Below are 25,830 nucleotides of genomic sequence, written 5' to 3'. Positions count from 1 at the left end.
CCGGTGACCACGCCATCTCCCACCAACGGACCGGTCCACGAGTTCCTCGCCGGTCTTCCGCTCGTGGATCACCACTGCCACGGCGTCGTCACCGCCGATCTGAGCCCGGAGAGGTTCGAGTCGCTGATCACCGAGGGCGGCGTATGGCCTGGCAGTGGCATCACGCCCTTCGACAGTCCGGTCGGCGTGGCCATCCGCCGGCACTGCGCGCCGGTGCTGGGCCTGCCGCGGCACGCTCCCGCCGCGGAGTACCTGGCACGGCGGACAGAGCTAGGCTGGCGCGAGGTGAACCGGAGGTTCGTCGCCGCCGCGGGAACCGGCGTGCTCTGTGTCGACACCGGATACAGCCCGGGCTCGGACCGCCTCACGACACCGGCGGAGCTCGCCGCCACGGGCGGTGCGGCCGCCGCGTACGAGGTCGTACGTCTGGAGAGCGTCGCCGAGGCCGTGGCGGGCGAGGGAGTGGAGCCGGGTGAGTACGCCGCGGCGTTCGTGGCGGCCTCGCAGGCGGCCGTCGAGCGGCCGGGCGTGGTGGCGGTGAAGTCCGTGGCCGCATACCGCACCGGGTTCGACCTGGACCCGAGCCGCCCGTCGGACGCGGACGTCACCGAAGCGGCCCGGCGCTGGCTGCGTACCGGGGACATCGCCACGAAGACACACGGGCCCCATGAGGAGACCCCTGTCCGCCACCGGCTGGACGACCCCGTACTCGTGCGGCACCTGCTCTGGACGGCCGTGGATCTCGGGCTTCCTCTCCAACTGCACACCGGCTTCGGGGACAACGACATCCGGATGCACAGGGTGGATCCCGCCCATCTGACCGACTGGCTGCACCTGACCTCCGGCACCATCCCGGTGCTGCTGTTGCACTGCTGGCCCTACCAGCGCCAGGCCGCCTATCTGGCGACGGTCTTCGAGCAGGTGTACCTCGACGTCGGGCTCACTCTGCACTACGTCGGCCCCGCCCGCGCCCGGGCGATCCTGGAGGAGGCGCTCGAGATCACCCCCTTCCGCAAACTGCTCCACAGCTCGGACGCCTACGGGGTGGCGGAGTTCTACCAGCTCGGCGCGCTGGCCTTCCGGCAGGGCATGGCCGGGCTGCTCCAGGAGCGGGTGAACACCGACGACCTGAGCCTGCCGGACGCGCTCCGGATCGCCGCGTGGACGGGACGCGACAACGCCTTCCGCGTCTACGGACTCCCCGCAGGGCTCCCTGAAGCACTCCCCGAACGCGATCCCCTCCCTGACGGCGACCACGCATGAGCGCGGAACCACCTGCTGGCCGCCGCGGCCAGCGCACCGGGATAATGCCTAATAGGGGCAAAGAGTGCGCTTTCGAGCACAGCAGGCGCAGCACCATCCGGGTGTCACGTCCCCTCAGGGGCGAAGATCTCAGCGAGAGCGAGATGAGCGACCATGGACCGGCGCATCACCGCCGACCAGGTGACGAGTCCCCTCGAAGATGTGGTCGATGAGGCGCTCACGGCTCGCGCCACAGTCGACGAACACGGAACCGTGACCGGGTGGAGCGGTGGTGCCGAGCAACTGCTCGGGTACTCCTCGACGCAGACCCTGGGACGCCCGGCGGCCGCTCTCCTCGCCGATGAGGCCACGGCACGGGACCTGCGCCCACTCGCCCAGTTGCCGAGGTGGCACGGAAGGCTGGCGCCCAGGCACCGGGACGGCCACCGCCTGGAGATCAAAGTGCTGGCACACCACAGGACGCCGGACCACGGGACCCGCGAATGGCTGCTGCTCTCCGCCCTGACCGGGAGGCTCCCCCAGCCGGACGACGAAACCCTGGTGAGCTGGAGCTTCACGCAGTCCCCCTGCTGCGCGCTGGCGCTGTACGACACCGGGCTCCGCCTGCGGCGGGCCAACGAGGCCATGGAACGGAGCGTGGCCCTCACCGAGGACGACATGCGCGGGCTGCGCGTGCCGGAGATCGTGGACAACGAGGCGGGTGAGCTGGCGGAACAGGACATGCTGCGGGTGCTGGCGACCGGCGAGCCGCAGTACCGCGAGAACTATCTGCGCGCCGCCGGTGAGACGCGTGAGCACGCCTGGTCGGTCTTCCTGGCGCCGCTGCGGGACCGGGACGGCCGGATTCACGGTGTCTGCCTCTCCGCGCACGACATGACGGAGCAGTACTGGGCCCGCAAGCGGCTCCAGCTGATCGCAGAGGCGGGCAAGCGTATCGGCAGCACCCTTGATGTCACGCGGACGGCGCAGGAGCTGGCGGACGTGGCGGTCCCGGCACTGGCCGACTTCATCAGCGTCGACCTGCTGGCCTCCCTCGACGACGTTCAGGAGCCGCCGCCGGGAGCGGTGGCCACAGACGGCTCGCTGGCGCTGCGGCGCATCGCCCACCGGTCCGTGCACCCGGGAGTCCCCGAGGCGGCCGTCGATCAGGGCGGGGTGGACGAATACCCGAAGGGCTCCCCGCCGGTCGAGTGTCTCCGGTTGGGACGCGCCGTGCTGCACCAGGTGACCGAGCCCGCGATCACCGAATGGGTCGCCCGGGACCCGGTCCGGGCCGCCCGGGTCCGCGACTTCGGCGTCCACTCGGTGATGACCGTGCCGCTGTCGGCCCGCGGCACCACGCTGGGCGTCGCGGTCTTCGTCCGCCACCGCCACCCCGACCCGTTCCAGCAGGACGATCTCGTGCTGGCCGAGGAGCTGGTGGCGAGGGCGGCGGTCTGCATCGACAACGCACGGCGTTACACCCGAGAACGCGGCACGGCGGTCACCCTGCAGCGCAGCCTGCTGCCGCAGCGGCTGCCCGAGCAGGCCGCGGTGGATGTCGCCTCCCGCTATCTTCCGGCCGGCGCCCAGCCCGGTGTGGGCGGGGACTGGTTCGACGTGATCCCGCTGTCCGGAGCCAGGGTGGGGCTGGTCGTGGGCGATGTCGTGGACCACGGCATCCACGCCTCCGCGACCATGGGACGGCTGCGTACCGCCGTACGCACTCTCGCCGACATCGATCTGCCCCCGGACGAGCTGCTCACCCACCTCGACGACCTGGTCGCCCGCCTGTCCCCCGAGGCGGAAGGCACGGGGCGGCCCGCCAAGGAGCCGGAGACCGGCGACGTCGGGGCGACTTGTCTGTACGCCGTGTACGACCCGGTATCCCGCCGTTGCTCGCTCGCCCGGGCGGGGCATCCGCTGCCGACCGTGGTGAGCCCGGACGGCACAGCGGAGCTGCTCGACCTTCCGGCGGGACCCCCACTGGGCCTGGGCGGACTTCCGTTCGAGGCAGGCGACATCGAACTGCCCGAGGGCAGTCTGCTCGCCCTCTACACCGACGGCCTGTTCGCATCACGTGAGAACGACATCGACGACGGCATCTTCCGGCTGCGCCAGACCCTCACCCGTCCCGCGGCATCCCTGGACGCGCTGTGCGACACGGTGCTCGCAGCCGTGCTGCCCCAGCGGCCGATCGACGACGTGGCCCTGCTCGTCGCCCGCACTCGCGCGCTGAACGCCGACCAGGTCGCCACCTGGGACGTGGCCGCCGATCCAGCCGCCGTCGCCCAGGCCCGCAAGGACGCCGTCGGCCAGCTGGAGGCGTGGGGTCTGACCGACGCCGTCTTCGTCACCGAGCTGGTCGTCAGTGAGCTGGTCACCAACGCCATCCGGCACGCCGAGCCGCCCATCCAACTGCGTCTCATCCACGACCGAAGCCTCATCTGCGAGGTCACGGACGCCAGCAGCACGGCGCCCCACATGCGCCGCGCCCGCACCTACGACGAGGGCGGCCGCGGACTGCTCCTGGTCGCGCAGCTGACCCAGCACTGGGGCACCCGCCACACCGCCAAGGGCAAAACAATCTGGGCGGAACAGACCTTGACGTGACGAGCAGAGCAACGGCCCGCACGCGCTCCGCGAACAAGCTCCAGACCACTGCACAGCAGGGGCTCACCGTCAGCCGGCGACGCAGGCAAGCTCGATGGTGTGTCCGGTGTGCTGGGCCTTGGCTTGCAGGTAGCGCACATTGCTGCCGGTGGCGAAGACGCCGGTCGGCACGGTGGTGCGTACCGAGATTCCCAGGTCGTCCAACTGGCGCGCCTTGTCCGGGTTGTTGGACAGCAGATTGAGCTTCCGGACGCCGAGGGCGGTGAGCATCTGGGCGGCGGCGGTGTAGTCGCGGGCGTCCTCCGGAAGGCCGAGGGCGGTGTTGGCCTCGTACGTGTCCAGGCCGGTGTCCTGGAGCGCGTAGGCGTCGAGCTTGTTGTAGAGACCGATGCCGCGGCCCTCCTGGCGGAGGTAGAGCAGGATTCCCCCGGCGGCGTCGATGCGCTGGACGGCCTCGCGCAGCTGAGGGCCGCAGTCGCAGCGTGCGGAGCCGAACACATCCCCGGTCAGGCACTCGGAGTGCAGCCGCACCAAAGGGGTGTCGGAGCCGGTGGGGTCGCCCAGGAAACTCGATTCAAATTTGAACGAGGGCCGCCACGGTACCGCATATATTTGAATTTGAACAACCCATGTAGGGTGGAGACATGGGTCACCCGAGATGGCTGAGCGAGGAAGAGTCGCGGGCCTGGCATGCCTTCCTCGCTGCCGGCGCGCTGCTGAACCGGCGCCTGGACCAGCAGCTCAAGGACGAGGTGGGCCTCTCGCACCTGCAGTACGAGATCCTCGTCCGGCTCTCCGCCGAACCCAGGCACGAGATGCGCATGACGGAACTCGCCGACTCCCTCTTCAACACCAAGAGCGGACTGACCTACCAGATCACCCAGCTGGAAAAGGCCGGGCTGGTGCAGCGCCGCGCCTGCACCTGGGATGTTCGCGGGGTCAAGGCGGTCCTCACCGACGCCGGACAGGAGATGCTCAAGCGGGCGGCCCCGGGCCATGTCGCCACCGTCCGCGAGCTGCTCATCGACGTCCTCACCCCGGAACAGCTCATCGCCGTCGCCGACGGCCTCGGCGAGGCCAGTCGGCGCATGTGCGACGGGAACGCCTCCGGCCCCCGGTAGGGGACCCGCGGCTTCGACAACGGGCCGCTTGCGGTCGTGGACTTCGAGGACAGCCGGCCTGGATTTGTCCAGCAGCTGTCCCCCACCCCTTTCAGGACTGGTACGGCTGCTGGTGCGGCTGCCCGTACGTCTGACCGCCCTGGCCGCGCGCGCCGCCCTGCCGCTGCAGCTGTTCCGCCTGCTCCTTGGTCACCTTCTGCTCCGCGCCACAGAACGTGCACTGCGTGGCGTACTTCGTCGAGAACGCGAACAGCGGCACGAAGAACAGCGTGAACTTCGTGACGCGCTTTTTGAGCGTGTGCGCGGAGGGATTACCGCAGTGGCCGCACACCAGCGTCAGTATCGCGAGCTGGTACAGGTATCCCTTGGTGCCAAAGATGATCATGCTGTTGGTCCTTCCCGGGTCAGTGCCTGCTGCCGGAACAGTGCCGGCGTGCCGCAAGGTGTGGTCACGGAGCCCAGTCTCGTGCACGTCGGTGCGTTCGGCGGAGGGCGCGGCGCGATGTCGTCAGCGTAAGGCCCTGAAGCGGGGGGAACATCACCGAGGAGGGCCTGCCTCGAAGGCGGAGGAGGGAGTGATGGCGGAGCCATCGCGACCGACGACAACGCGGCAGATGCGCGTGCCAGGCCCCGCGACGCCGCCCTCCAATTGCCGGCCGGTCTAAGCTCGGCGCATGGCGAAGTACTTCGACGTGCACCCGGAGAATCCGCAGCGACGCAGCATCACTCAGGTGGTCGAGATCATCCGTGACGGAGGTCTTGTCGCCTACCCGACGGACTCCTGTTTCGCACTCGGATGCCAGCTGGGCAACCGAGACGGGCTCGACCGCATCCGCTCGATCCGTCACCTCGACGAACGACACCATTTCACACTGATGTGCCAGGACTTCGCCCAGCTGGGCCATTTCGTACGCCTCGACAACGCGGTGTTCCGCGCAGTCAAGGCGTCGACCCCCGGCAGCTACACCTTCATCCTTCCCGCGTCGAAGGAGGCACCGCGCAGGCTGCTGCACCCGAAGAAGAAGACCGTCGGAGTCAGGATTCCCGACCATGTCGTCGCGCAGGCACTTCTCGCCGAACTCGGCGAGCCGCTGCTGTCCAGCACCCTTCTCCTGCCCGAGCAGGACAAACCGCTCACCCAGGGCTGGGAGATCAAGGAGGAACTCGACCATGTGGTGGACGCGGTGATCGACTCCGGTGACTGCGGCGTCGAACCGACGACCGTCATCGACTTCTCCAGCAGGGAACCCGAGATCGTCCGCCGGGGAGCCGGCGACCCCACGCCATTCGAATAGCCGCCGCGCCGCGCACAACCCTTTGTCCCGCCGACGCCTTCGTACCCGACCACAACAAGGCGAAGACGCCTTCGGCGCCGATGCCCCACATCGACGCGGCGACTACAGCAGTTCCTCGATCGTGATCGGCAGGGAGCGGATGCGCTTGCCCGTCGCGTGGTACACCGCGTTGGCGATCGCCGCCGGCGCGCATGTGATGCCGACCTCGCCGATGCCCTTGATGCCCATGGGGTTGTAGCGGTCGGGCTCGCCGACGAAGACGACGTCGAGGTCGGGGATGTCCGCGCTGACGGGGATCAGGTAGTCCCCGAACGTCGCGTTGGTGATCCGGCCGGTCGCCGGGTCGAACGCCGTCTCCTCGAACTGCGTCATGCCGATGGCCATCACCATGCCCCCGGCGACCTGGCTGCGTGCGGTCTTCTCGTTGAGGACCCGGCCCGCGTCGACCGCCGCTACCAGCCGCGTGACCTTGAGGAGCCCGAGCTCCTCGTGGACCCGGACCTCGGCGAACTGGGCGGCGAAGGCACCTGCGGGCGACATCGTCATGCCCTCGGCCTTCGGCGTGGGGTCCGTCTCGCCCTCGGCGCTGAGTTCGTCCTTGCCGTGTCGTTCGAGGATGGCGGTGTACGACTCGCCGACGCCGGGGTCGTCCGACAACTGCAGGCGTCCGTTGGTGGCGATGACCTCGTCGGGGTCCCTTCCTCGCAACGGCGAGCGGTCGTCGTCGCGAACGAGGTCGAGGAACGCCCGTACGAGATGGGCGGCGGCGTCCTCGATGGCGCCGCCGAACGCGACCGCGAGGCCGGAGCCACCGGACGGCGGGGCGAGGGGCAGGGCGCTGTCGCCGATCTCGACGTGCACCTGGTCGACTTCGAGGCCGAGCAGTTCGGCGACGATCTGCGCGGCGATCGTGTACGTGCCCGTCCCGATGTCCGTGGCCGCGGCGCGCAGCCGTGCGCCGCCGTCCCGGCCGAGGGACAGGGTCGCCCGACAGGGCGTCGCCCACCAGCTGTAGGAGACGGCCGCCATGCCGTGGCCGATCAGCCATTCGCCGTCCCGCAGGGATCCGGGTTCGGCGTTGCGGTGGTGCCAGCCGAAGCGTTCGGCGCCCACCCGGTAGCACTCCCGCAGGGCGTTGCTCGACCAGGGCAACCGTGTCTGCGGGTTGACCTCGGCGAAGTTGCGCAGCCGCAGTTCCAGTGGGTCGATTCCGAGGCGGTGGGACAGCTCGTCCATCGCCGACTCGAGCGCAAAACTGCCTTCCGCGTGGCCGGGGGCGCGCATGGCCCCCGGGTTGGGGATGTTCAGGGCCACCAGCCGGTCGTGCGTGGCGAGGTTCGGACAGTCGTATGCCTCGCGGGTCACCACCGTGATGGGTTCGAGGTTGGACTCCTCGGCTCCGGTGGTCGACGTCCCCTCGTGGTCGATGGCCACCAGACGGCCGTCGGAGGTTGCGCCGATCCGCAGGTGCTGGACGGTCTCCGGCCGGTGGCCGACGGACGTGAACATCTGGGGCCGTGGCACGACCAGCTTGACCGGGCGGTCGAGGATGCGTGCGGCGAGCGCGGTGAGCACCGTGTGCGGCCAGGTGCGCAGCCCCGCGCCGAATCCGCCGCCGAGGTACGGGACGAGAACCTGTACGGCCGACTCGTCCAACGAGAAGATCCCTGCAAGGACATGGCGCTCCATCACGGGCCACTGGGTCGAACTGTGGATCAGCAGCCTGCCGTCGTCCCAGCGCGCGACCGCGGCGAACGGTCCCAGCGGATTGTTGGTCACCGGCGCCGTGTGGAACCGCTCGTCGTAGACGATGTCGGCCGAGGCCAGGGCCTTCTCGACATCGCCCCGCTCGACGTCCATCTCGTAGGGGTTCGTCGTGACCTGCGCCCTCGGGTCGTCGATGTCGAGGATGGCCGCCGTCTCGTCGTACTCGACCCGCACAAGCCGGGAGGCCGCTCTCGCCTCCTCGAGGGTCTCCGCCACCACGACGGCCACGTGCTGCCCGTGGTGGACGATGCGGTTGTCCTTGAGCGGGAACCGCGGAGAGGGACCGAACGGCGTCATCACCTCGTGCACGAGCTCGGGGACGTTCTCGTGGGTGATCACCGCGAAGACCCCGGGCGCCGCGAGCGCGTCCGCCGTGTCGATGGCGCGGATCGTGCCCGAAGCGATGGTCGACTGCACGAGCACGGCGTGCGCCATGTCCGGGTAGCCGACGTCCGACGGGTAGTGGGCGCCTCCGGTGACCTTGAGCTGTCCGTCGATGCGGTCGACGGGCTCACCGACGATCTTGTTGGGCGAGGGTGCGGTCATGTCTGCGCTCCCGAGACGTACTTCAGAGTGCGGACGATCAGGCGCTGGGCCAACCCGACCTTGAACTCGGTACCGGGGACCGTGTAGGGATCCCGCAGCGCCACCTCCGCGGCCGCCCGGAAGTTCGCCTCGTCCGCCTGCCTCCCACGCAGCAGGTCCTCCGCCGCCCAGGCCCGCCAGGGCACCGTTCCCACGCCACCCAGTGCGAGACGGGCCTCGGTGATCGCACCCTCCTCGATGCGCAGTGCCGCCGCCGCGGACACCAGGGCGAACTCGTACGAGGCCCGGTCCCGGACCTTCACGTACTGCGCGCGCAGGCCCGCCGCAGGCAACGGCACATCCACATGCGTGATCATCTCTCCGTGCGCGAGCACATTCTCCACATCCGGCCGCTCGCCGGGCATGACGTAGAACTCGGTCAGCGGCACGCTGCGCTGCCCGTCCGGGCCCTCGATGCCGACCACCGCGTCCAGCGCCACCAGCGCCACGCACAGGTCCGACGCGTGCAGCGCGATGCAGTTCTCGCCGGCCCCCAGGATCGCGTGCATCCGCGCCGGTCCCCGCACCGCCGCACAACCCGAACCGGGGGCGCGCTTGTTGCAGGCCGCCACGGCGCGATCGCGGAAATAGCGACAGCGGGTACGTTGCAGCAGGTTCCCGCCGATCGTCGCCATGTTCCGCAACTGCGTGGACGCCCCGGACAGCAGCGCTTCCCGCACCATCGGCAGCCGCTCGATCACCACCGCGTCCGCGGCCAGCTCCTCCATCGTGGTCACCGCGCCCACCCGCAGCACCCCGTCGACGACGCTGGTGCCCCGCAGGGGCAGCCGGCCGATGTCCACCAGCGTGCCGTACTCCACGACCCCGTCCTTGAGCAGCAGGTCCAGCTGCGTGGTACCGCCCGCCAGATACGCCGCACCCGGATCCGCGCTGACCAGCGCGATCGCCTCCGCCACCTGCTCCGGACGCCGGTACTCCAGCACGCTCACGGCATCCCACCGCCCTGCTGAGCGATCTCACGGATGGCCGCGACGATGTTCGGATACGCACCGCACCGGCACAGGTTGCCGCTCATGAACTCACGGATCTCCGCGTCCGAACCGGCCCGCTCCTCCGCCAGCAGTGCCACCGCGGACATGATCTGCCCCGCCGTGCAGAACCCGCACTGGAAGCCGTCGTGCCGGATGAACGCCTCCTGCAGCGGATGCAGTTCGCCCCCCGGCGCCAGACCCTCGATGGTGGTCACTTCACGGCCGTCGCACTGCGCAGCCAGCGTGAGACACGACACCACCCGCCGCCCGTCCAGCAACACCGTGCACGCACCGCACGCGCCCTGGTCACAGCCCTTCTTCGTACCGGTCAGCTCCAGGTGCTCCCGCAGCATGTCCAGCAGTGTCACGCGGCTGTCCAGTTCCAGACGCCGCTCTTGCCCATTGACCTGCACGGTCACCGTCGTCCTGCCGACGACGGACGCACCACCCATGAACTCTTCCTCACGATTCGGTTCGCTCTCGGCTCACTCGACAGCACACAACAGTTGCCGGGACAGGTATCAGCCATGGTCCCGGTAGAAACGGACCTCTTCGGGCGACGGCAGCAGCGCTTGTTCTGCCGGCGTCAGGGAGAAAACCGCCATGACTGTGCTTCCTTCGGTCCCTTGTGGTGTGAGGTGAGCACTGGTGCTCGGGGTCGTCAGTATCGTTTCGCCACTTCCGCTCGGGCCGTCCGCCGCTCCGAGTGGTCCGTCGGTTCACGCGGATGCAGGGAGGACGGGCGACAACCGCACGCTGTCGCGTGGCGGGGCTACGGGAGCAGGGCCAAAGCCTCCCGCAGATTGTGTTCGGCGATCCCCCGCATGGCCTCCCGGTCGGGGAAGTCACCGTCCAGGAGGCAGAGAGGGCCGGCGACCAGGGAGAGACGCATGGCCAACGCGTAGAGGCCGAGGCGCTGCGGGTCGAGACCGGGCCGTGCAAGGGTCTCGTAGCGCTCGTGGAAACGGAGGCTGAGGAACACGTGCTCCCACTCGACGTCGAAGTACATCAGGTCCTCGATGTCGATGAGGACGGCACGCCCGTCGCGGTCCACCAGAACGTGGTCGGGGCCGAGTTCACCGTGGATCAGCCCGTATTCGTTGCGCGCGGTCACCAGCGCCGCGAGCTCCTGCAGACGCTCGTCGAGTCGGCTGCGGGCCGCTTTGATCCTGGTGTCGCGGCCCGCCGCCTCTTCCAGATGCCGGAGCGCGCGGTCGAGAACCAACTGCTCGCACGAGCTTCCTCGGGAGACACCGCCCTTCTCCAGCAGGCCCACCTTCCCGTAATGCGGCGCTTGGTGGCGCGCCATCAGATCGAGTGTCCGAGCCAGGTCGTCCAGGGTCGCCGCCGCGCGGCCAGGGTCGGTTTCGAGCAGTGCTTCCAGCGTGCCACCTTCGATGTCCTCGACCACGGCGACGTCCGCCGCGAACCGCAGTCTGCTGTCATCTGCCAGCAGTACGCGCGGGACCCGCACCCCGAGGCCGTCCAGCGTGCGTTGCGCGGTGAGGAAGTGTTCCAGGCCTGAGGCCGAAGAGAACGGGTTCGCTGGATCCGGCACGGCGGCCCCAGGCCAGAAGTTCTCGTCTTCCGCCCATCGGTAGACGATCACACTCGCCTTCCCGCCCCCGTCGAGCCGGACCCGGTACACCCCCTTCTTGCTTCCCCCACGCAACCGGTCCACCCCGGCGATCCGGCATCCCGCCCCCAGCGCGTCGCGCACCACTGCTGACAGGTCCTCGGTTTCGGCGAATCTACGCATCCGGGGAACGTACTCAATTCCGTGCCGACGCGCGCACGGTTATTCAGCGTGCTGTGGACCTTTGCCCCCGCTCGCTCCGGTGCGGCAGCAGTGCGATCGACGCCGCGGCGACGGCCGCGAGTACGAGCCAGGGCGCAGCCGGCGGCAGGCCGGTGTCGAGCAGGGATCCGGCTCCCGCGCTGCCGGCCAGCACGATCAGGCCGGATACGGACGACATCGCACCGGTGTAGAGGCCGAGCCTGCCGTCCTCGGCGAGGTCGGGCACCCAGGCGCGGGCGGCGGGCGCGACGAGCATCTGGCCGAGGGTGAGCAGGACGACGAAGCCCGCAAGGGGCAGCAGCCCCGCCGTTCCCGTCCACGCGGCGGGACGGGCCAGGGCCACGACGGCGAACCCGGCGGCGATGAGCAGCATGCCGGCCGCCATGGACCGGCGCAGGCCGAGCCGGTCCGCCGTCCACCGCGTCACCGGCAGTTGGGCGGTGACGACCAGCAGCGACGACAGGGCGAACAGCCACGCCAGCGGCGCCTGTGAGCCCGCCGCGCGCTCCACCTCGTCGGGGAGGAGGAGATAGAGCTGGTTGTACGCCAGCAGATAGGCACCGTATGCGCCGCACAGGCGCATGAAGCGGCGGTTGCGCAGCAGGGTCGCCGTGCCGCCGGACACCTTCGGCCGCTCCGCCCGTCCGGGAGTGTGCCGCGGGAGCAGCCACAGGTGCCCGGACAGAACGAGTACAAACACCCCTGCGCCGGCCAGGCACACCGCGAGGAAGTCCGCCGACAGCAGCATCGCGCCGAGGAACGGGCCGACGAACGCGCCGGCCTGGCCCGCGACGGTGAACAGGGCGAGTACGTGCGTACGGGAGCCGCCGCCCGCCTCCTCCCGGCGCAGGGCCTGCCGCGCCACCTCGGACTCCACGGCCGGTGAGAACAGCGCGGCGGCGAAGCCGATCAGCAGGACGGCTCCGATGACCGACCAGGTCTGTTCCGCGTATCCCAGCCAGGCGAAGCCGGCGATGCGGAGCACGCAGCCCGTCAGCACCACCGGCCGGACACCGTACCGGTCGGTCAGCGCGCCGCCCACGACGAACAGTCCCTGCTGGCTGAAGGTCCGCAGCCCGAGCACGAGGCCGACCAGCCAGCCTGCCATCCCGATGGCCGTGCCGAGGTGTTCGGCCAGGAAGGGCAGCACGGCGTAGAAGCCGATGTTGAAGGCGAGTTGGGTCAGGATCAGCAGGCGCAGGAGGGGTGAGAGGGTGCGCCAGGTGCGCTCGCGGTGCGGCTTGGCGCGGTCGGCCGTGCGCGTGGTGGCGGCGGGCGCACCGCGTCCCGGCCGAAGGCGGGCAAGGGCTCGGGCGGGCTGTTCGGTCATCGGGCACCCTCTCGTACGGTGGCGGCTTCTTTCCGGGGCGTCGGTGTCGCCCCGGCGTGCGGCTGGTCGGGCTCGGACAGAATCCGGTCGGGGAGGGTGCCCGGGCGGCGCTCCCGGGGTGGCCTTGCCCGCCGGGGCGGCCGCGGCCACCGCACGCCGTCCGCCGCGGTCACCGCGAGTGCGCCCAGCAGGGCGAGGACGGCGGCCGGGGCCAGGACCGCCCAGGGGGCACGTTCGGCGTAGGGCTGGTTCTCGGCGAGGAGCAGGCCCCACTCAGGCGTTGGCGGCCCGGCGCCCAGGCCGAGGAAGCCCAGGGCGGCGAGGGCCAGGGCGGTTCCGGGAAGCCGGAGCAGGGCGTGGCGGGTGACGGGCGGCAGTACGGCGGGCAGCAACTCGTAGCGCAGGAGGTGGAGCGGGCCTGCGCCGAGGGCGTGGGTCGCGAGCAGGTGCGTGGTGGCGCGCTCCTGTTGCAGCAGGGCGGAGGTGTGTGCGGCGAGGGGCCCCCAGGCGACGGCCGCCACGGCCAGGGCGGGCGTCGCCGGGCCGCTGCCTGCGACTGCGGTGACGAGAAGTGCGGCGAGTACGGGCGGGATCGCGTTGACGGTGTCGACGAGTGGCCCGGAGAGACGGGGCAGAAAGCCCAGCACGACGCCGGTGAGGAGGGCGACGGCGCTGATCGCGAGGGCGAGTGTGAGGGTGTCGAGGGCGCCGTGGGCGACGCGGGCCAGTACGTCGCGCCCCAGGGCGTCGGTGCCGAACGGGTGTTCCGCAGAAGGGTGTTGAAGGCGAGCCTTGGTGTCGAGGGCCAGTGGATCGCGAGGCAGACCGAGGGCGACGACGGCGAGCAGTGCGGCGCCGTAGAGCAGAGGCAGCACCCGGGGTGCGGGCGGGGAAGGGCGGTGAAGTGACTGGAGGGCGCCGTCCCGCAGTGCCGGGCCGGTCAGGAGCCGGACCACGAGGCGGACGAGTCCCCCGGAGGCCGCGGCCAGCAGGACGAGGGCCAGGGCTCCGGCCTGGAGGACGGGCAGGTCCTGGGCGACAGCGGCCTGCAGGGTGGACCGTCCGAGCCCGGGGATGTCGAAGATCTGCTCGACGGCGACCGCGCCTCCGGTCAGGCCGACGACGAACAGCCCGAGGTTCGGCAGAACTCCGGGGACGCAGCGGCGCAGCGCCTGACGGGCGATGCTCCGGCCGGGCAGTCCTCGGGCGGCGGCGGCCAGGGCCCACGGCTCGGCGAAGGCGCCCGGCAGCAGGTCGTCGAGCATGCGGCCGAGCACCGCTCCGGCGGGCAGGCCGAGCGAGAGCGCAGGCAGGACCATCCACTGCGGCCCGTACCAGCCGAGTGCGGGCAGCCAGCCCAGCTGGACGCCGACGATGGTGGCGAGCACGGACGCGGTCAGGAACTCCGGCAGTGCGGCCAGCAGAGCGGCTCCGCTCCCACCGGTCCGGCGCCGGGCGAGCCGGCCCCGCGAGCCGAGCCACAGGGTGCGAGCGCACAGCACGAGTGCCGTGGCGCCCGCGACCGCCAGCGCACCGGCCATCAGCAACAACGACGCGCCGAGGGCCTGGACGACGGAGGGCAGTACCTCGGCGCCGGAGATCCACGAGCTGCCCGCGTCGCCGTGCAGCAGCAGTCCGCCGAGCCACTGCCCGAGTATCTGCAACGGTCCTGCGTCGAGCCCGAGTTCGTCGCGGATGGCCGTCAGCACCTCAGGAGTCGGGGCGCGTTCCGCCGACCGTGCCTTGAGCACCGTGAGCGCCGGGTTGGTGCGCGTCAGCCAGGGCAGCAGGCCGATGCCGCACAACAAGAGGGTCGCGAGGGCGATGCGCCAGATCAGTACCGGCCCGCCACCCCGGGCGCATGTCCGCAGCGTCGTCCGTATGCCCATGGTTTCGTCGCGTATCCGCATTGTTCGTCGTGTGCGCTGCTCAGGGTCGGGTGCCGGTGCCGACGAGCGTGCGCTCGTACGGGTCGAGCATCGCGCCCCGCACGGAGGCGTGAACGCCGGTGACGATCCGCTGGTGGACGAGCGGAACGACGGCGTCGGTGCTGAGAATCGCGGCCTCGGCCGCCATCGTCGCGTCCTGGCGCTTGGCGGTGTCAGCCTCACCCTCGGCCCGGGCGACGGCCTGGTCGACCTTCTTGTCGCACAGCAGCGCGAGGTTGTAGCTGCCGTCGCAGGTGTAATCGCCGGCGAGGATCGACACGGGGTCACCGGTGTCGAGCATGGTGTTGCGGGCGGAGACGAAGGCGTCGAACTTCCCGGCCAGTACGTCGCTTTCGAGGCGTGAGTACTCGCGGACCTCCAGCTTCACCGTGAAGCCGGCCCCCTCCAGCTGCTGCTCGAGCACCTGGGCGACCTCGGGCAGTTCGGGCCGGTTGTCGTACGTGGCCAGGGTGATCGAGGTGCCCTTGGGGTCCGCTGCCCGCACGCGGCCGGACGGCGTGACGCGCTTGCCTTCCGCCCAGGTCAGGGCCGGTCCGAAGATGCCTTGGCCGGGGTCCGCGTGTCCCTCGTACACGCCCTTGGCGAGCGCGGAGGTGTCGACGGCCTCGCGGGCGGCGGCCCGCAGCTTCTCGTCGGCGAACGGGCCGGACGTGGTGTTCAACAGCAGGCTCGTGGTGCGCATCGTGGCCGTCTCGCGGCCGGTGCCCTCGTCGAGAGACGCGGCCTGGGAGACAGGGATCGCCTCGGCGATGTCCACCTCGCCGGTGCGGAGGGCGTTCGTACGGGCCATGCCGTCGGCGGTGAACGTCGCGTCGATCCCGGAGGCCTGGGCGCGGCCGCCCCAGTAGTCGTCGAAGCGGTCGAGGGTGGCCGCGGTCGTGCCGTTGACCTTGGTGAGTTCGAAGGGTCCGGTGGCCGTGCCGACCGGACTGACGGCGCCCTTCTTCTCGTACGCCCCTGCCGACAGCACCGCCAGACCGGGGCTGGACAGCCGTAGCGGCAGGACCGGGTCGGGATCCGCGGTGGTGACCCGCACCTGCTGGTCGGCCGCGGCCTTCGCGGTGAGCGTGGCGCCGGCCAGCGCGGCGGGTGCGGGCCTGGCCTGGGTCGCGTGGGTGAGGGAGGCGGCGACGGTGGACGACGTGACGTCGGTGCCGTCCTGGAACGTCGCCTCGCGCAGGGTGAACACCCATGTGCGGTCGCTTTCCCGCTTCCAGGACTCGGCTAGTGCGGGTGCCGCGCTGCCGTTGGCGTCGAGCTTGGTCAGCCCCTCGGTGACGCCGAGCCGACTGAGGAGAGTGGCGTCGGCGCCGTACGGGGAGAAGCGCTCGGCGGGCGGGAAGGCGAGCGCCACGCGCAGGCGCCCGCCGTCAGGGGAATCGGCTGACGAGGCGTCGCCGCCTGAGGCGAAACAGCCGGAGGGAAGTGGCGAAAGCAGCAGGCCGGCGATGAGCCGGCGACGGCGGACAGAGCGCATGGTCCTCGTTCGTTTGCAGGGGTGGGATCGCTGTCGGGAAGCGGCTGTGGAGGGCGAACCGGCATCGGAACGCTTGGAAGTTGGTCTCATCAAGCGATGGGAACCTCGAAGTGGACGATCCGCTGCCCGCCGTCGGGCTGCTCCTGTCGCTCGTCGCACACCACCTTGCCGAGCGATCGCCAGAAGGCCTCGGCGCCCGGCACGGCCGGATCCGTGTGCAGGTACACCGCCCGATAGCCGCCCTCCGCAGCCGCGAAGTCCAGCAGTTCACCCACCAGTTGACGGGCAAGCCCGCGCCGCCTGTGCTCGGGACGTACGTACACCCGCCGCAGTTGAGCGGTCTCCCCCGACGGGTAGCGCTCGGCCAGCCACCGCGGATTCGGCGGATGGGCCGGCCCTCGGGAGTCCAGCGCCCCGGTCGCGACGACCGCACCGTTCCGCTCGTCGACCGCGACCAGCAGAGTGTGCCGCGCGGGCGCGAGATATGCGCCCTGCAGATCGATGATGTCGCGGTGCCAGCGCGGGATGTATCCCGTGCCGAAGTCGCGGTAGACGGTGTCGAGCATCACGACGCGCGCGCCGTCGAGGTCGTCGAGGGTCGCCGCTCTAATGCTGAAATCACGCACCTGCACATCATATGCATTAAGGGTGTGTGTTCGATAGGCGGCTTGGGCGCGCTACTGCGGTCGCATCAGCATCAGGTCCTCACCCCACGCGTCCAGGACGGCATCGTGTCCTGCGCCCCGGGCCGCTGCCTCGACACGGGCGAAGAGGCGCCGTTGCAGAGACACGTCACCCGTGGCAGAGATGCGGTCCACGGCCTCGAGCAGCAGGTCGGCGCCCCAGTCCGGCAGCGGATACCAGGCGAGTTCCCACTCCAGGTACTTGTTGTAGGGGCGGGGGCGACGGTCGAGCGCGAAGAGCAGTTCGAGCAGAAACCGGATGCTGTCGGCGGCGTCGAGGCGGGCGGCGAGTGCATGCCCGTCACGGTCGTTCTTGACGGAGCGGTAGAGGGAGTTGGCATAGGCATCGAGCCACCCGTCCGCGTCGCGGAATGCTTCATCGGCGTCGAGCCGCGCTTTGGCGGCCAGGATCTGAGCGATTCCTCCGTCGAGCCGGTCCAGCACGATCTGGGCGCGGGCGAGGGCGTAGCGCTCGAAGCCTGGCATTCCGGCTTCACGGAATTCGGAGAGGGTGAGGACGATGAGGTCGAGTGCGGCCGTGCGGTGGCCGGCGAACCGAGTGAGATCCGTGGTGGCGCCATCCGCGACGACCACATACAGGTCATGGTCCGAGTGCTCCGTCGTCATGCCCTCGTGGGCGTGGGAACCTTTGAGGACGAGACCGACTACTGCGGAGTCGGCGGTCGCGAGTTCGACGAATGAGTCATAGGTGAAGGGCTGCTGAATAGCCATCGGGTGATCTCCGGAGTGCAAGGAAGGCGACGGGGGCGTACCTGCAGGGACGGCCCCGGTCTGCCGGGGTCGCACCCGCACCGTCCGCGGCGGCACTCGGCCGCCGCCCAGGAGATCAGCGCATGGGTGGACCGTATCGCCCAGGTGGGGCATGAGCTACTGAATTACCGGCGCCGCGGGCATGCCCCGTTCGTGGGCAGGGAGGAACACCGGACAGGCCTTGGCGGATTCGGCCAGATCTGGGTGCGCGCGGATGTCGGCAGGTGCGCCCCGCCGTTGTGGTTCATCAGTCCTCGTACAGCCAGATCGTGGTGTCCGGAGGCAGTAGCCCGTTGTCGTCGAGCGGTTCTGATACGAGGAGGGGACTGCAGGCGCCGGGGAGCGGGACCGGCTCGTCGGAGAGGTTGACCGCGCACAGCAGGCCGTTGCCTCGTCCGAAGAGGAGCGTGCCGTCCGGGCTGTCCAGCCAGCGGAACTCCTCGCCGCTCAGGCCCGCGTTGGTGCGGCGCAGACGCAGGGCGTCGCGGTAGAGGTGGAGCATGGAGGTGGGGTCGGCCTGGTTGGCTTCGGCGGTGTAGGACTTCCAGTCCTCGGGCTGCGGGAGCCAGGGGGTGGACCCGGCTGGGCCGAAGCCGAAGGGCGGGGTGTCGCCGGTCCAGGGGAGGGGGACGCGGCAGCCGTCTCGGCCTCGTACGGTGTGGCCGGAGCGTTCCCATGTGGGGTCCTGGAGGACCGACTCGGGGAGGTCTTCGACCTCGTACAGGCCCAGTTCCTCGCCCTGGTAGATGTACGCGCCGCCGGGCAGGGCCAGCATGAGCAGGGCGGCGGCGCGGGCGCGGCGGGTGCCCAGGGTGCGGTCGGAGGAGGGGTGTCCCTGGTCGCGCATCCGCGTCGTCACGCCGGTGTAGGCGCGGCCGTAGCGGGTGACGTGGCGAGTCTCGTCGTGGTTGGACAGGACCCAGGTGGCGGGGGCGCCGACGGCGGCGAGGTCGTTGATGCTGCGGTCGATGACCGTACGCAACTTGTCGGCATCCAAGGGAGACTTGAGGAAGTCGAAGTTGAAGGCCATGTGGAGTTCGTCAGGGCGGAGGTAATGGGCGAGGCGGCCGGGGCGGACGTGGGCCTCGGCGACGAAGACGCGGCGGTCGGGGTAACTGTCGGCGACAGCGCGCCAACTGCGGAAGATGTCGTGGACGCCGTCGCGGTCCCAGTGCGGGTGGTTTTCCTGACCCTCATCTGGCATAACGCAGAACTCCGGCAGGCCGAGTTCCGGCAGGGCGGGGTCCTTGACCATGCCGTGGGCGACGTCGATGCGGAAACCGTCGACGCCGAGATCGAACCAGAAGCGCAGGATCGACTCGAACTCGGCGCGGACCTCGGGGTTGTCCCAGTTCAGGTCGGGCTGTTCGGGGGCGAACAGGTGCAGGTACCACTGGCCGTCGGAAGTCCTGGTCCAGGCGGGGCCGCCGAAGGCCGCGTGCCAGTCGTTGGGCGGCAGGGAGCCGTCCTCGCCTCGCCCCTCGCGGAAGATGTACCGCTCCCGCTCCGGGGAGCCGGGCCTCGCGGCCAACGCCTGCTGAAACCAGAAATGCTGGTCCGAGGTGTGGTTGGGGACGATGTCCAGGATCACGCGCAGGCCGAGTTCGTGAGCCTCCACGATCAGCTGCTTGGCCTCGTCGAGAGCGCCGAAGTCAGGGTGGATGTCGCGGTAGTCCGAGACATCGTAGCCCCCATCGGCCAGCGGTGAGGGGTACCAGGGGTTGATCCAGATGGCGTCCACGCCGAGGTGGGCCAGGTAGGGCAGGTGAGAGCGGAGGCCGGCGATGTCGCCGGTGCCGTCGCCGTCACCGTCGGCGAAGCTGCGTATGTACACCTGGTAGATCACGGCGGAGCGCCACCAGGAGTCGGTTGTGGTGCGCACTTTGCTGGGTTCCTGACTGTTCGGTGTGCGTGTGGGGGTGAGGACGGAGACTGCGGCAGCGTCGTACGTGGCTCCCGGCACCGTCCGTTCGGTGCCAGGAGCCACGGCTCGTCTCAGCCCTTGACGGCTCCGCTGGTGAGGCCGCGGACGAAGTACCGTTGCAGGGTCAGGAAGACCAGGATCGGAACGAGCATGGAGAACAGGCCGCCGGCCGTCACGAGCTCCCATCCCGTGCCCTGCTGTCCCAGCAGGCTGTTGGCCGCGATCGTGATCGGCTGCTTGTCGCCGGGGCCCACGAAGATCAGGGCGACGAGCAGGTCGTTCCAGACCCAGAGGAACTGGAAGATCGCGAAGGACGCCAGCGCGGGAGCCGACATCGGCAGGATCAGCCGGTAGAAGGTCTGGAAGTGGCTCGCGCCGTCGATCTTGGCCGACTCGACGACGTCCTTGGGCAGGGTCGCCATGTAGTTGCGCAGTATGTAGATGGCCAGCGACATGGCGAAGCCTATGTGAGCGAGCCAGGCGGCAGGGAAGGTGCCGTTCAGGTGCACGGAGGAGTAGAGCTTGATGATCGGGACGAACGCGACGTAGTTCGGTACGACGAGCAGGCTCACGATGACGATGAAGAGGACGTCACGTCCCTTGAACGTCATGAAGGTGAAGGCGTAGGCGGCGAAGGCGGCGATGAGGATCGGCAGGAAGACGGCCGGGAGCGTGATGGCTACGCTGTTGAAGAAGGCCGAGCCGAGTTCGCCCTGCTCGATGGCCTTCGAGTAGTTGCCAGTGGTCAGGTCGGCCAGTCCGCCGGGGTGGGCCAGCAGGGTCCACCAGCCGCTGGAGTTCGCGGCGTCGACGCTGCGGAAGGACGTGATGACCACCCCGAGGGTGGGCACGATCCACAGGGCGCACACGAACAGCACGCTCAGCTTGACCGGGAAGGGGCTGCGCCTGCCGGTCATGCCGCGGGACGCCTGGGCGTCTCGCCGGATGAGGCGGCCGCGGCGCGGTGCCGCCGGAGTGATCGTGGGGGTCGTCTGGGTGGTCATGCCGACTCCTCCGCCCTGAAGTGGCGAATCTGGTAGATCATGATCGGCACGATGGCGATGAGCAGCATGACGACGATCGCCGACGCGTAGCCGTAGTTGTAGTTCGTGTAGAGCTGGTTGAAGAACTCAAGGCCGACGACGTTGGTGTTGAAGGCCCCGTTGGTCATCACGTAGATCACGTCGAAGATCTTCATGACGGTGATGAGGATGGTGACGAACACCGTGATGACCGTCCCGCGGATCTGCGGGATGATGATCCGCCAGAAGATCCGCAGCTCGCCCGCGCCGTCCAGGCGGGCCGCCTCAAGGGTCTCAGCGGGGACGCCCTTGATGGCCGCGGACAGCAGCACCATGGAGAAGCCCGCCTGTCCCCACAGCAGCATGACCATGAGCAGCAGGCTGTTGGCGTGCAGGGTGCTCTGCTGGAGCCAGGGAACGGGGTCGTGGCCGAAGGCGGTGACGATGCCGTTCAGCAGGCCGGTCTGCGGAGTGCCGGCGGGCTGGGTAGCGTACATGAAGCGCCATACCGTGGCAGAGCCCACGGCGCTGATGGCCATGGGCATGAAGATGATGGTCTTGGCCGCCTTCTCGGCCCGGGGTGTCAGGCGGTCGGCGAGCGTGGCGACGAGCAGGCCCACCACTATGCAGGCGGCGGGGACGATGGCTATCCACAGCAGTGTGTTGAGGAGGGTCTGACGGAAGGCCGGTGTCTCGAGGAGCTTGCCGAAGTTGTCCAGGCCGACGAGGCGCGAGCCGTCGCTGCTCTTGAAGCTGTTGATGACGGTGATGACCGTGGGGTACACCAGGTAGACCCCGATCGCCGCGACCGCCGGCGCGACGTAGAAATAGGGCTTGACCAGGTTCTCCCAGCGGCCCGGCAGGGCCTCGGCGAGCTTGTTGAGCACCCAGTAGACGGCCAGGGCGGCGGCGATGCCCGCCAGCACCGTGAGCACCGTCGAGAGCACTTGGCTGACCACGGCGGTTCCTTTCCTCGAACACCAGTTGTTGTCGGGTCGGTTCGGCGGCCACGGAGGGCGGACGCGACTGCGGCCGCCCTCCGTGGCCCTTCCGCGTGGTGATCAGCTGGCCGGCCAGCTGGCGTCGATGTTCTTCAGGGCGTCGTCCAGCGACTCCTGGCCGGAGATCCAGGCCGTCATCTCCTTCCAGAATGTTCCGGAACCGACCGCGGCAGGCATCGCGTCGGAGGCGTCGAAGGCGAAGCCGGTGGAGTCGTAGGCGACCTTGGCGATAGACTGGGTGGTCTTCAGCGGGTAGCCGCCGAGCGGGAAGTCCTTGTGCGGGGAGATGAAGGAAGAGCCGTTGCTCGCCGCGGTCGTGCCGAGGTCGGTGGCCGCGAGCAGCTTCATGACCTTCCGAGCGGCAGGACTGTCCTTGTAGATGGAGGCGGTGTCGCCGCCGCCCTCGACGGGGTTCTCGCCGCCGGCCGTCGCCGGAGGCAGACCGAAGACGCCGACCTCGGAGTCCAGGTTCTTCTGGACGGACTTGGGGAAGAAGCCGGTGATGAAGCTGCCCTGCTGGTACATGTAGCAGCCGGGCTTGCTCTTGAACATCGCGTTGCCGGCGGTGCCGAAGGCGTTGCTGGCGATGGACTTGCGGCCGCCGAGCACGTTGCCGTCGGTGAAGGCGATCTTCTGGAACTGAGCGGCGGCCTGGCGTATCAGCGGCGAGTCGAACTTGGTCTTGTGTGAGATCCACTCGTTGTACTTGTCGATGCCGCCGTACTTCAGGACCAGGTTCTCGAACCAGTCGGTGGCGGGCCAGCCGGTTGCCGTGCCGGACTCGATGCCCAGGCACCAGGGCGTCTTCCCATCGGCCTTGATCTTCGTCGTGAGGGTGTTGAGCTCGTCGAGGGTCTTCGGAGCGGTGTAGCCGGCGGCCTCGAACGCCTTCTTCGGGTAGAAGACCAGGCCCTTGACGTTCATGCTGACCATCAGGCCGTAGGTCTTGCCATTGACCTTGGCGACGTCCAACGTGCCCGCAGTCATGCTCTTTTGCAGTGCCGGGAGGTCGAGGACGTCGTCCAGCGCGGTGACCTTGCCCTTGGCCGCGAAGTCCTTGATGATGCCCGGCTGCGGCAGGAGCGCGATGTCGGGTGCGTCGTTGGCCTGCACCTTCTGCACGATGATCTGGTTGATGTTGTCGACCCTGCGCCACTGGACGGTGATGCCCTGCGCCTTGGCCCGGGGATTGAGCTTGGCCTTGAGGCCGTCGATGATCGGCTGGTCCATACTCGACCAGATCGTGATGGTCTTCGGGCCGCTTGCGCTGCTGTCGGAGCCGGATGAGCAACCAGTGGCGAGCAGCGTGAGCGCGCTGAGTGCGCTCACGCCGAGAACCAGCTTCCGTGTGGGCATGTGTTCCTCCTTGGCGGGTGAACTGGCAGCGGGGCAGCCGTCATCGTTCACCTGAGGTGACCTCGCCTGCCGGGCGCGGGTCTTGCACCAGCCCACCGGGGCGGGCTACTAATTCGGGTTAGTGGCCCGAAAGTTAGCCGCCCCCTGTTCATGCGTCAAGAAGTTGTTACGAGGGAGTTATCCGTGGATGTCCGCGTGTGTTCGCCGGGCCGGCCTGGCTCAGGCCCCGGCGGGCCCGCCGGCCGGGGCCGCTGTGGAGTCGCGCATCACGAGCGGGCAGTGCACGAGGGTGCGCCCGGTCTGCACGCCGGGCCCGCCCACAGCCAGCTGCTCGGCGGCCAGGCGGCCCATCGCGTCGTACGGCAGCCTTACGGTGCTCAGCGCCGGGCGGATCTCCGCCGCGAGCTGGAACTGGTCGTCGTACCCCATGACCGACACATCTTCGGGCACGCGGATTCCGGCCTCCAGCAGCGCCAGGAGCGCACCGACGGCCATCCGGTCGTTGCCGCACATGATCGCGGTCGGCCGGAGGCCGCGCCGCAGCAGCTTCCGCACCAGCTCGTGACCGGAGTCGGCGTGGTAGTTGCCGGACAGCACGGTGTGATCGCGCGGATTGAGTCCCGCACCGCGCAGCGCCTCGCGGAAGCCGCGCAGCCTGGCCTTGGTGGCCCAGGCGCTGACCGTGCCGGTGAGGTAGGCGATGTCCCGGTGCCCGAGGTCGAGCAGCGCCTGGGTGGCCTCCCGTCCGCCGCGTACCTCATCGGGCAGGATCGCCGGAGTGGGGTCATCCGGGACGAAGCAGTTCAGCAGGATCGTCGGGACCCGCCCGGCACCCTCCGGGAGCACCACCGACCTGGTGCCGGACGCGGCGAAGATCAGCGCGTCGGCCTGCCGGTCGAGCAGCTCACCGACCAGCTGCGCCGCTTGGCGGTTCGAGCCACCGGTGTTGACCAGGAGCAGCAGATTGCCGTGGCGTATGGACACCTCGTGCGCCCCCTTGATCGCGGAGGCCGCGAACACGCCGAAGTCCACGTCGTGGCTGACGAAGCCGATGGTCGCGCTTCGTCCCTGACGCAGCCCCTGCGCGGCCCTGTTCGGGCGGTAGTCGAGTTCGGCGACCGCCTGAAGGACCCGCTGCCGCGTCTCGTCACTGATCGTCTGCCCGGCGGTCCGGTTGAGCACGAAGGAGACGGTCGCGGGCGAGACACCGGCCAGGCGCGCGACATCGGCACGGCGCGGTCTTCTCACCTTCGGTCGGTGATCTTCATGGGTTGACACGCCGCAAGAGTACGAGACGCCCCCACCCCTGAGAACCGTCCACCGCGCCAATCAATCCGTGCGTCATTCATCACACTTCATACGCAATGAGAGGAACATTCGATATGCCTGCATGGCTCCACTATGCCCCCGCGAAAGGCTGGATGAACGACCCCAACGGGCTCGTCCACTGGCAAGGGCGGCACCACCTCTTCTACCAGTACAACCCGGACGGCACCGAGTTCACCAACCAGCACTGGGGCCATGCCAGTTCCCCGGACCTGCTCACCTGGACCGAGCACGAGGTGGCACTCTTTCCCGGCCCGGCTCAGACCGCGCCATACGACGCGACGGCCTGCTTCTCCGGCTGCGCGTTCGAACACGATGGCGGTGTCTCGATCCTCTACACCGGCGTACTCGGCGACGCCCAGCTCCCCTGCCTGGCGCGTGCCGCCGACGACGGGCTGTCGGGCTTCGTCAAGGACCCGGCCAACCCTCTCCTGCCCGCTCCGCCCGCCGCCGACATCACCGAATTCCGCGACCACAGCGTGTGGCACGAGGGCGGCCGCTGGCGGCAGCTCGTCGCGGGCGCGCGCCGGGAGCACGGGGGCTCGGTGTTCGCGCTGTCCTCAGCCGACCTGCGAGCGTGGGACTACGACGGTGTCTTCGTGGACCGGGCCGCCTCGAAGGTGCCGGGAGCGGTGTGGGAGTGCCCGGACTACTTCGCCATGGAGGGTGCGGGGGCACTGTTGGTCTCGGTCATCCACGAGGACGGCGAGGAGGGGCCCGCGGTGTGGTGGATGACCGGCACCGCGTCGGATGCCGGCTTCGAGGTGCGCGAGACGGGCGTGGCGGATGTGGGCGACCGCTTCTACGCCCCGCAGTCGTACTGGGCGCCTGACGGCCGACGCATCCAGTTCGGCTGGATACGCACCCATCAGGACCCGGCCGGCCTCGGCCGCCCGGCGACCGGCTTCATGACCTTGCCGCGCGAGCTCTCGCTGCGACACGGGCGCCTGCACTGCGAGCCCGCCGCCGAGCTGAGCCTGCTTCGGCTGACCTCGACGCCGGTACCGGTGGCCGGTGCATCCGGCCTCGAGGAGGGAAGGATTGCCGGTGAGCTGGTGCTTGACGCCTCGGCGGCGGAGGGCATGGGGACAGTCGCCCTTCGTGCCCCGGACGGCGCCGAGATGACCGTCGACCTGGCGGCGTTCGCCGGACTCGACGGACCACTGCGGCTGTTCTGGGACGCGGGCATCGTCGAGGTCTTCCGCGGCGGCGTGGTGGGGACGTGGTCCGACCTGCGGGTCACCGAGGTCGCCGAACTGCGGCTGGACGGTGACGCGGCTGCGGCGGGCGGCCTGGCCGAAGTGTGGGAGCTCGCCCGACCGGAGCGCCTGGCCGGCCCGGCGGCCTGGCCCGACGCCGGATAAGGGTGCGTACACCGGCGGTGAGCAGGGGCGAGCGGGACAACCGCGCCCCTGCGCCACTGCGCCCCGCGTTCATCCCACACAGAGGCATGGCGATCACTACCCCTGCATGCCGAGGGCTGGTGCCGACGGTGACACCGACACGCCAAGCGGTGCCAGGTTGACCACCCGAAAATTCTCCAAACGGGCTCTAGGACAAGGTGGTTGACATAGGGGC

At 69.7% G+C, this 25,830-nt stretch carries 20 protein-coding genes and 1 pseudogene; 5 read left to right on the top strand and 16 right to left on the bottom strand.

Annotated features, from left to right (window positions below; translation table 11 throughout):
* Positions 1-3: 3 nt before the first annotated feature.
* Together H1D24_RS36550 and H1D24_RS36545 are read left to right on the top strand one after the other, a co-directional pair.
* Positions 4-1,263, top strand: a complete 1,260-nt coding sequence (locus tag H1D24_RS36550) for an amidohydrolase family protein (protein WP_181662038.1) — start codon at positions 4-6, stop codon at positions 1,261-1,263.
* A 153-nt stretch (positions 1,264-1,416) separates the two neighbouring features.
* Positions 1,417-3,855 (top strand): SpoIIE family protein phosphatase, encoded by a 2,439-nt coding sequence (locus H1D24_RS36545; RefSeq protein WP_181662037.1) that lies wholly within the window; start codon positions 1,417-1,419, stop codon positions 3,853-3,855.
* A gap of 69 nt (positions 3,856-3,924) precedes the next feature.
* Here the strand turns inward: H1D24_RS36545 and H1D24_RS36540 are convergent.
* Positions 3,925-4,419, bottom strand: a pseudogene (locus tag H1D24_RS36540) (GTP cyclohydrolase II); the annotation flags it as partial.
* Positions 4,420-4,499: 80 nt separating this feature from the next.
* Here H1D24_RS36540 and H1D24_RS36535 point away from each other — a divergent pair.
* Positions 4,500-4,976: a MarR family winged helix-turn-helix transcriptional regulator gene (locus H1D24_RS36535; RefSeq protein ID WP_181662036.1), complete on the top strand. Its 477-nt coding sequence runs from the start codon at positions 4,500-4,502 to the stop codon at positions 4,974-4,976.
* A 91-nt stretch (positions 4,977-5,067) separates the two neighbouring features.
* Here H1D24_RS36535 and H1D24_RS36530 read toward each other — a convergent pair whose 3' ends face one another.
* The gene (locus tag H1D24_RS36530; RefSeq protein ID WP_181662035.1) at positions 5,068-5,361 is read right to left on the bottom strand and encodes a zinc-ribbon domain-containing protein; all 294 of its coding nucleotides are present in this window, start codon (positions 5,359-5,361) and stop codon (positions 5,068-5,070) included.
* 289 nt (positions 5,362-5,650) lie between these two features.
* Between H1D24_RS36530 and H1D24_RS36525 the strand changes: the two genes are divergently transcribed.
* Complete coding sequence (locus tag H1D24_RS36525; protein WP_181662034.1) at positions 5,651-6,271, top strand: L-threonylcarbamoyladenylate synthase; 621 nt, start codon at positions 5,651-5,653, stop codon at positions 6,269-6,271.
* A gap of 102 nt (positions 6,272-6,373) precedes the next feature.
* Here the strand turns inward: H1D24_RS36525 and H1D24_RS36520 are convergent, their stop codons facing one another.
* From H1D24_RS36520 to H1D24_RS36455, 14 genes are all read right to left on the bottom strand, one after another.
* Positions 6,374-8,584, bottom strand: coding sequence for a xanthine dehydrogenase family protein molybdopterin-binding subunit (locus tag H1D24_RS36520; RefSeq protein ID WP_181662033.1), 2,211 nt, complete (start codon positions 8,582-8,584; stop codon positions 6,374-6,376).
* Positions 8,581-9,573 (bottom strand): FAD binding domain-containing protein, encoded by a 993-nt coding sequence (locus H1D24_RS36515; protein ID WP_181662032.1) that lies wholly within the window; start codon positions 9,571-9,573, stop codon positions 8,581-8,583. The genes H1D24_RS36520 and H1D24_RS36515 overlap by 4 nt, the downstream gene beginning before the upstream one ends.
* Positions 9,570-10,067 carry a (2Fe-2S)-binding protein gene (locus H1D24_RS36510; protein WP_181662031.1) on the bottom strand — a complete coding sequence of 166 codons (498 nt, stop codon included), beginning with the start codon at positions 10,065-10,067 and terminating at the stop codon, positions 9,570-9,572. Before H1D24_RS36510 ends, H1D24_RS36515 begins: the two co-directional genes overlap by 4 nt.
* A 320-nt stretch (positions 10,068-10,387) precedes the next feature.
* Positions 10,388-11,374 (bottom strand): phosphotransferase family protein, encoded by a 987-nt coding sequence (locus H1D24_RS36505; RefSeq protein WP_181662030.1) that lies wholly within the window; start codon positions 11,372-11,374, stop codon positions 10,388-10,390.
* 43 nt (positions 11,375-11,417) lie between these two features.
* Positions 11,418-12,743 (bottom strand): MDR family MFS transporter, encoded by a 1,326-nt coding sequence (locus H1D24_RS36500; RefSeq protein WP_181662029.1) that lies wholly within the window; start codon positions 12,741-12,743, stop codon positions 11,418-11,420.
* The gene (locus H1D24_RS36495; protein WP_181662028.1) at positions 12,740-14,632 is read right to left on the bottom strand and encodes an ABC transporter permease subunit; all 1,893 of its coding nucleotides are present in this window, start codon (positions 14,630-14,632) and stop codon (positions 12,740-12,742) included. The genes H1D24_RS36500 and H1D24_RS36495 overlap by 4 nt, the downstream gene beginning before the upstream one ends.
* Before the next feature lie 40 nt (positions 14,633-14,672).
* Positions 14,673-16,169, bottom strand: a complete 1,497-nt coding sequence (locus H1D24_RS36490) for an ABC transporter substrate-binding protein (protein ID WP_181662027.1) — start codon at positions 16,167-16,169, stop codon at positions 14,673-14,675.
* 89 nt (positions 16,170-16,258) lie between these two features.
* On the bottom strand, positions 16,259-16,795 hold the full coding sequence (locus H1D24_RS36485; RefSeq protein ID WP_181662026.1) for a GNAT family N-acetyltransferase: 537 nt from the start codon (positions 16,793-16,795) through the stop codon (positions 16,259-16,261).
* A 51-nt stretch (positions 16,796-16,846) separates the two neighbouring features.
* The gene (locus tag H1D24_RS36480) at positions 16,847-17,584 is read right to left on the bottom strand and encodes a hypothetical protein (RefSeq protein WP_181662025.1); all 738 of its coding nucleotides are present in this window, start codon (positions 17,582-17,584) and stop codon (positions 16,847-16,849) included.
* A gap of 286 nt (positions 17,585-17,870) precedes the next feature.
* Positions 17,871-19,505, bottom strand: coding sequence for a glycoside hydrolase family 13 protein (locus tag H1D24_RS36475; RefSeq protein ID WP_181662024.1), 1,635 nt, complete (start codon positions 19,503-19,505; stop codon positions 17,871-17,873).
* A gap of 113 nt (positions 19,506-19,618) precedes the next feature.
* Positions 19,619-20,551: a carbohydrate ABC transporter permease gene (locus H1D24_RS36470; protein ID WP_258564613.1), complete on the bottom strand. Its 933-nt coding sequence runs from the start codon at positions 20,549-20,551 to the stop codon at positions 19,619-19,621.
* Entirely contained in the window at positions 20,548-21,528 is a 981-nt protein-coding gene (locus tag H1D24_RS36465) for a carbohydrate ABC transporter permease (protein WP_181662023.1), read from the bottom strand. The genes H1D24_RS36470 and H1D24_RS36465 overlap by 4 nt, the downstream gene beginning before the upstream one ends.
* A gap of 102 nt (positions 21,529-21,630) precedes the next feature.
* A complete protein-coding gene (locus H1D24_RS36460) occupies positions 21,631-22,926 on the bottom strand; it encodes an ABC transporter substrate-binding protein (RefSeq protein WP_181662022.1) in 1,296 nt (431 codons plus the stop codon).
* 219 nt (positions 22,927-23,145) lie between these two features.
* Entirely contained in the window at positions 23,146-24,174 is a 1,029-nt protein-coding gene (locus tag H1D24_RS36455) for a LacI family DNA-binding transcriptional regulator (RefSeq protein WP_181662021.1), read from the bottom strand.
* Positions 24,175-24,308: 134 nt separating this feature from the next.
* On the opposite strand from H1D24_RS36455, the gene H1D24_RS36450 reads away from it, so the two are divergent.
* Entirely contained in the window at positions 24,309-25,616 is a 1,308-nt protein-coding gene (locus H1D24_RS36450) for a glycoside hydrolase family 32 protein (RefSeq protein ID WP_181662020.1), read from the top strand.
* Positions 25,617-25,830: the final 214 nt, after the last annotated feature.

Source organism: Streptomyces himalayensis subsp. himalayensis, assembly GCF_013778455.1.
GTDB classification, from domain to species: Bacteria; Actinomycetota; Actinomycetes; order Streptomycetales; family Streptomycetaceae; genus Streptomyces; species Streptomyces himalayensis.
This window is presented reverse-complemented; position numbering and strand designations above follow the sequence as displayed.

Excerpts from the sequence above, each read along its gene's own strand:
- H1D24_RS36545 (WP_181662037.1), top strand. The coding sequence starts at position 1,417 with ATGGACCGGCGCATCACCGCCGACCAGGTGACGAGTCCCCTCGAAGAT.
- H1D24_RS36535 (WP_181662036.1), top strand. The coding sequence starts at position 4,500 with ATGGGTCACCCGAGATGGCTGAGCGAGGAAGAGTCGCGGGCCTGGCAT.
- H1D24_RS36530 (WP_181662035.1), bottom strand. The coding sequence starts at position 5,361 with ATGATCATCTTTGGCACCAAGGGATACCTGTACCAGCTCGCGATACTG.
- H1D24_RS36525 (WP_181662034.1), top strand. The coding sequence starts at position 5,651 with ATGGCGAAGTACTTCGACGTGCACCCGGAGAATCCGCAGCGACGCAGC.
- H1D24_RS36520 (WP_181662033.1), bottom strand. The coding sequence starts at position 8,584 with ATGACCGCACCCTCGCCCAACAAGATCGTCGGTGAGCCCGTCGACCGC.
- H1D24_RS36510 (WP_181662031.1), bottom strand. The coding sequence starts at position 10,067 with ATGGGTGGTGCGTCCGTCGTCGGCAGGACGACGGTGACCGTGCAGGTC.
- H1D24_RS36505 (WP_181662030.1), bottom strand. The coding sequence starts at position 11,374 with ATGCGTAGATTCGCCGAAACCGAGGACCTGTCAGCAGTGGTGCGCGAC.
- H1D24_RS36500 (WP_181662029.1), bottom strand. The coding sequence starts at position 12,743 with ATGACCGAACAGCCCGCCCGAGCCCTTGCCCGCCTTCGGCCGGGACGC.
- H1D24_RS36495 (WP_181662028.1), bottom strand. The coding sequence starts at position 14,632 with ATGGGCATACGGACGACGCTGCGGACATGCGCCCGGGGTGGCGGGCCG.
- H1D24_RS36490 (WP_181662027.1), bottom strand. The coding sequence starts at position 16,169 with ATGCGCTCTGTCCGCCGTCGCCGGCTCATCGCCGGCCTGCTGCTTTCG.
- H1D24_RS36480 (WP_181662025.1), bottom strand. The coding sequence starts at position 17,584 with ATGGCTATTCAGCAGCCCTTCACCTATGACTCATTCGTCGAACTCGCG.
- H1D24_RS36470 (WP_258564613.1), bottom strand. The coding sequence starts at position 20,551 with ATGACCACCCAGACGACCCCCACGATCACTCCGGCGGCACCGCGCCGC.
- H1D24_RS36460 (WP_181662022.1), bottom strand. The coding sequence starts at position 22,926 with ATGCCCACACGGAAGCTGGTTCTCGGCGTGAGCGCACTCAGCGCGCTC.
- H1D24_RS36450 (WP_181662020.1), top strand. The coding sequence starts at position 24,309 with ATGCCTGCATGGCTCCACTATGCCCCCGCGAAAGGCTGGATGAACGAC.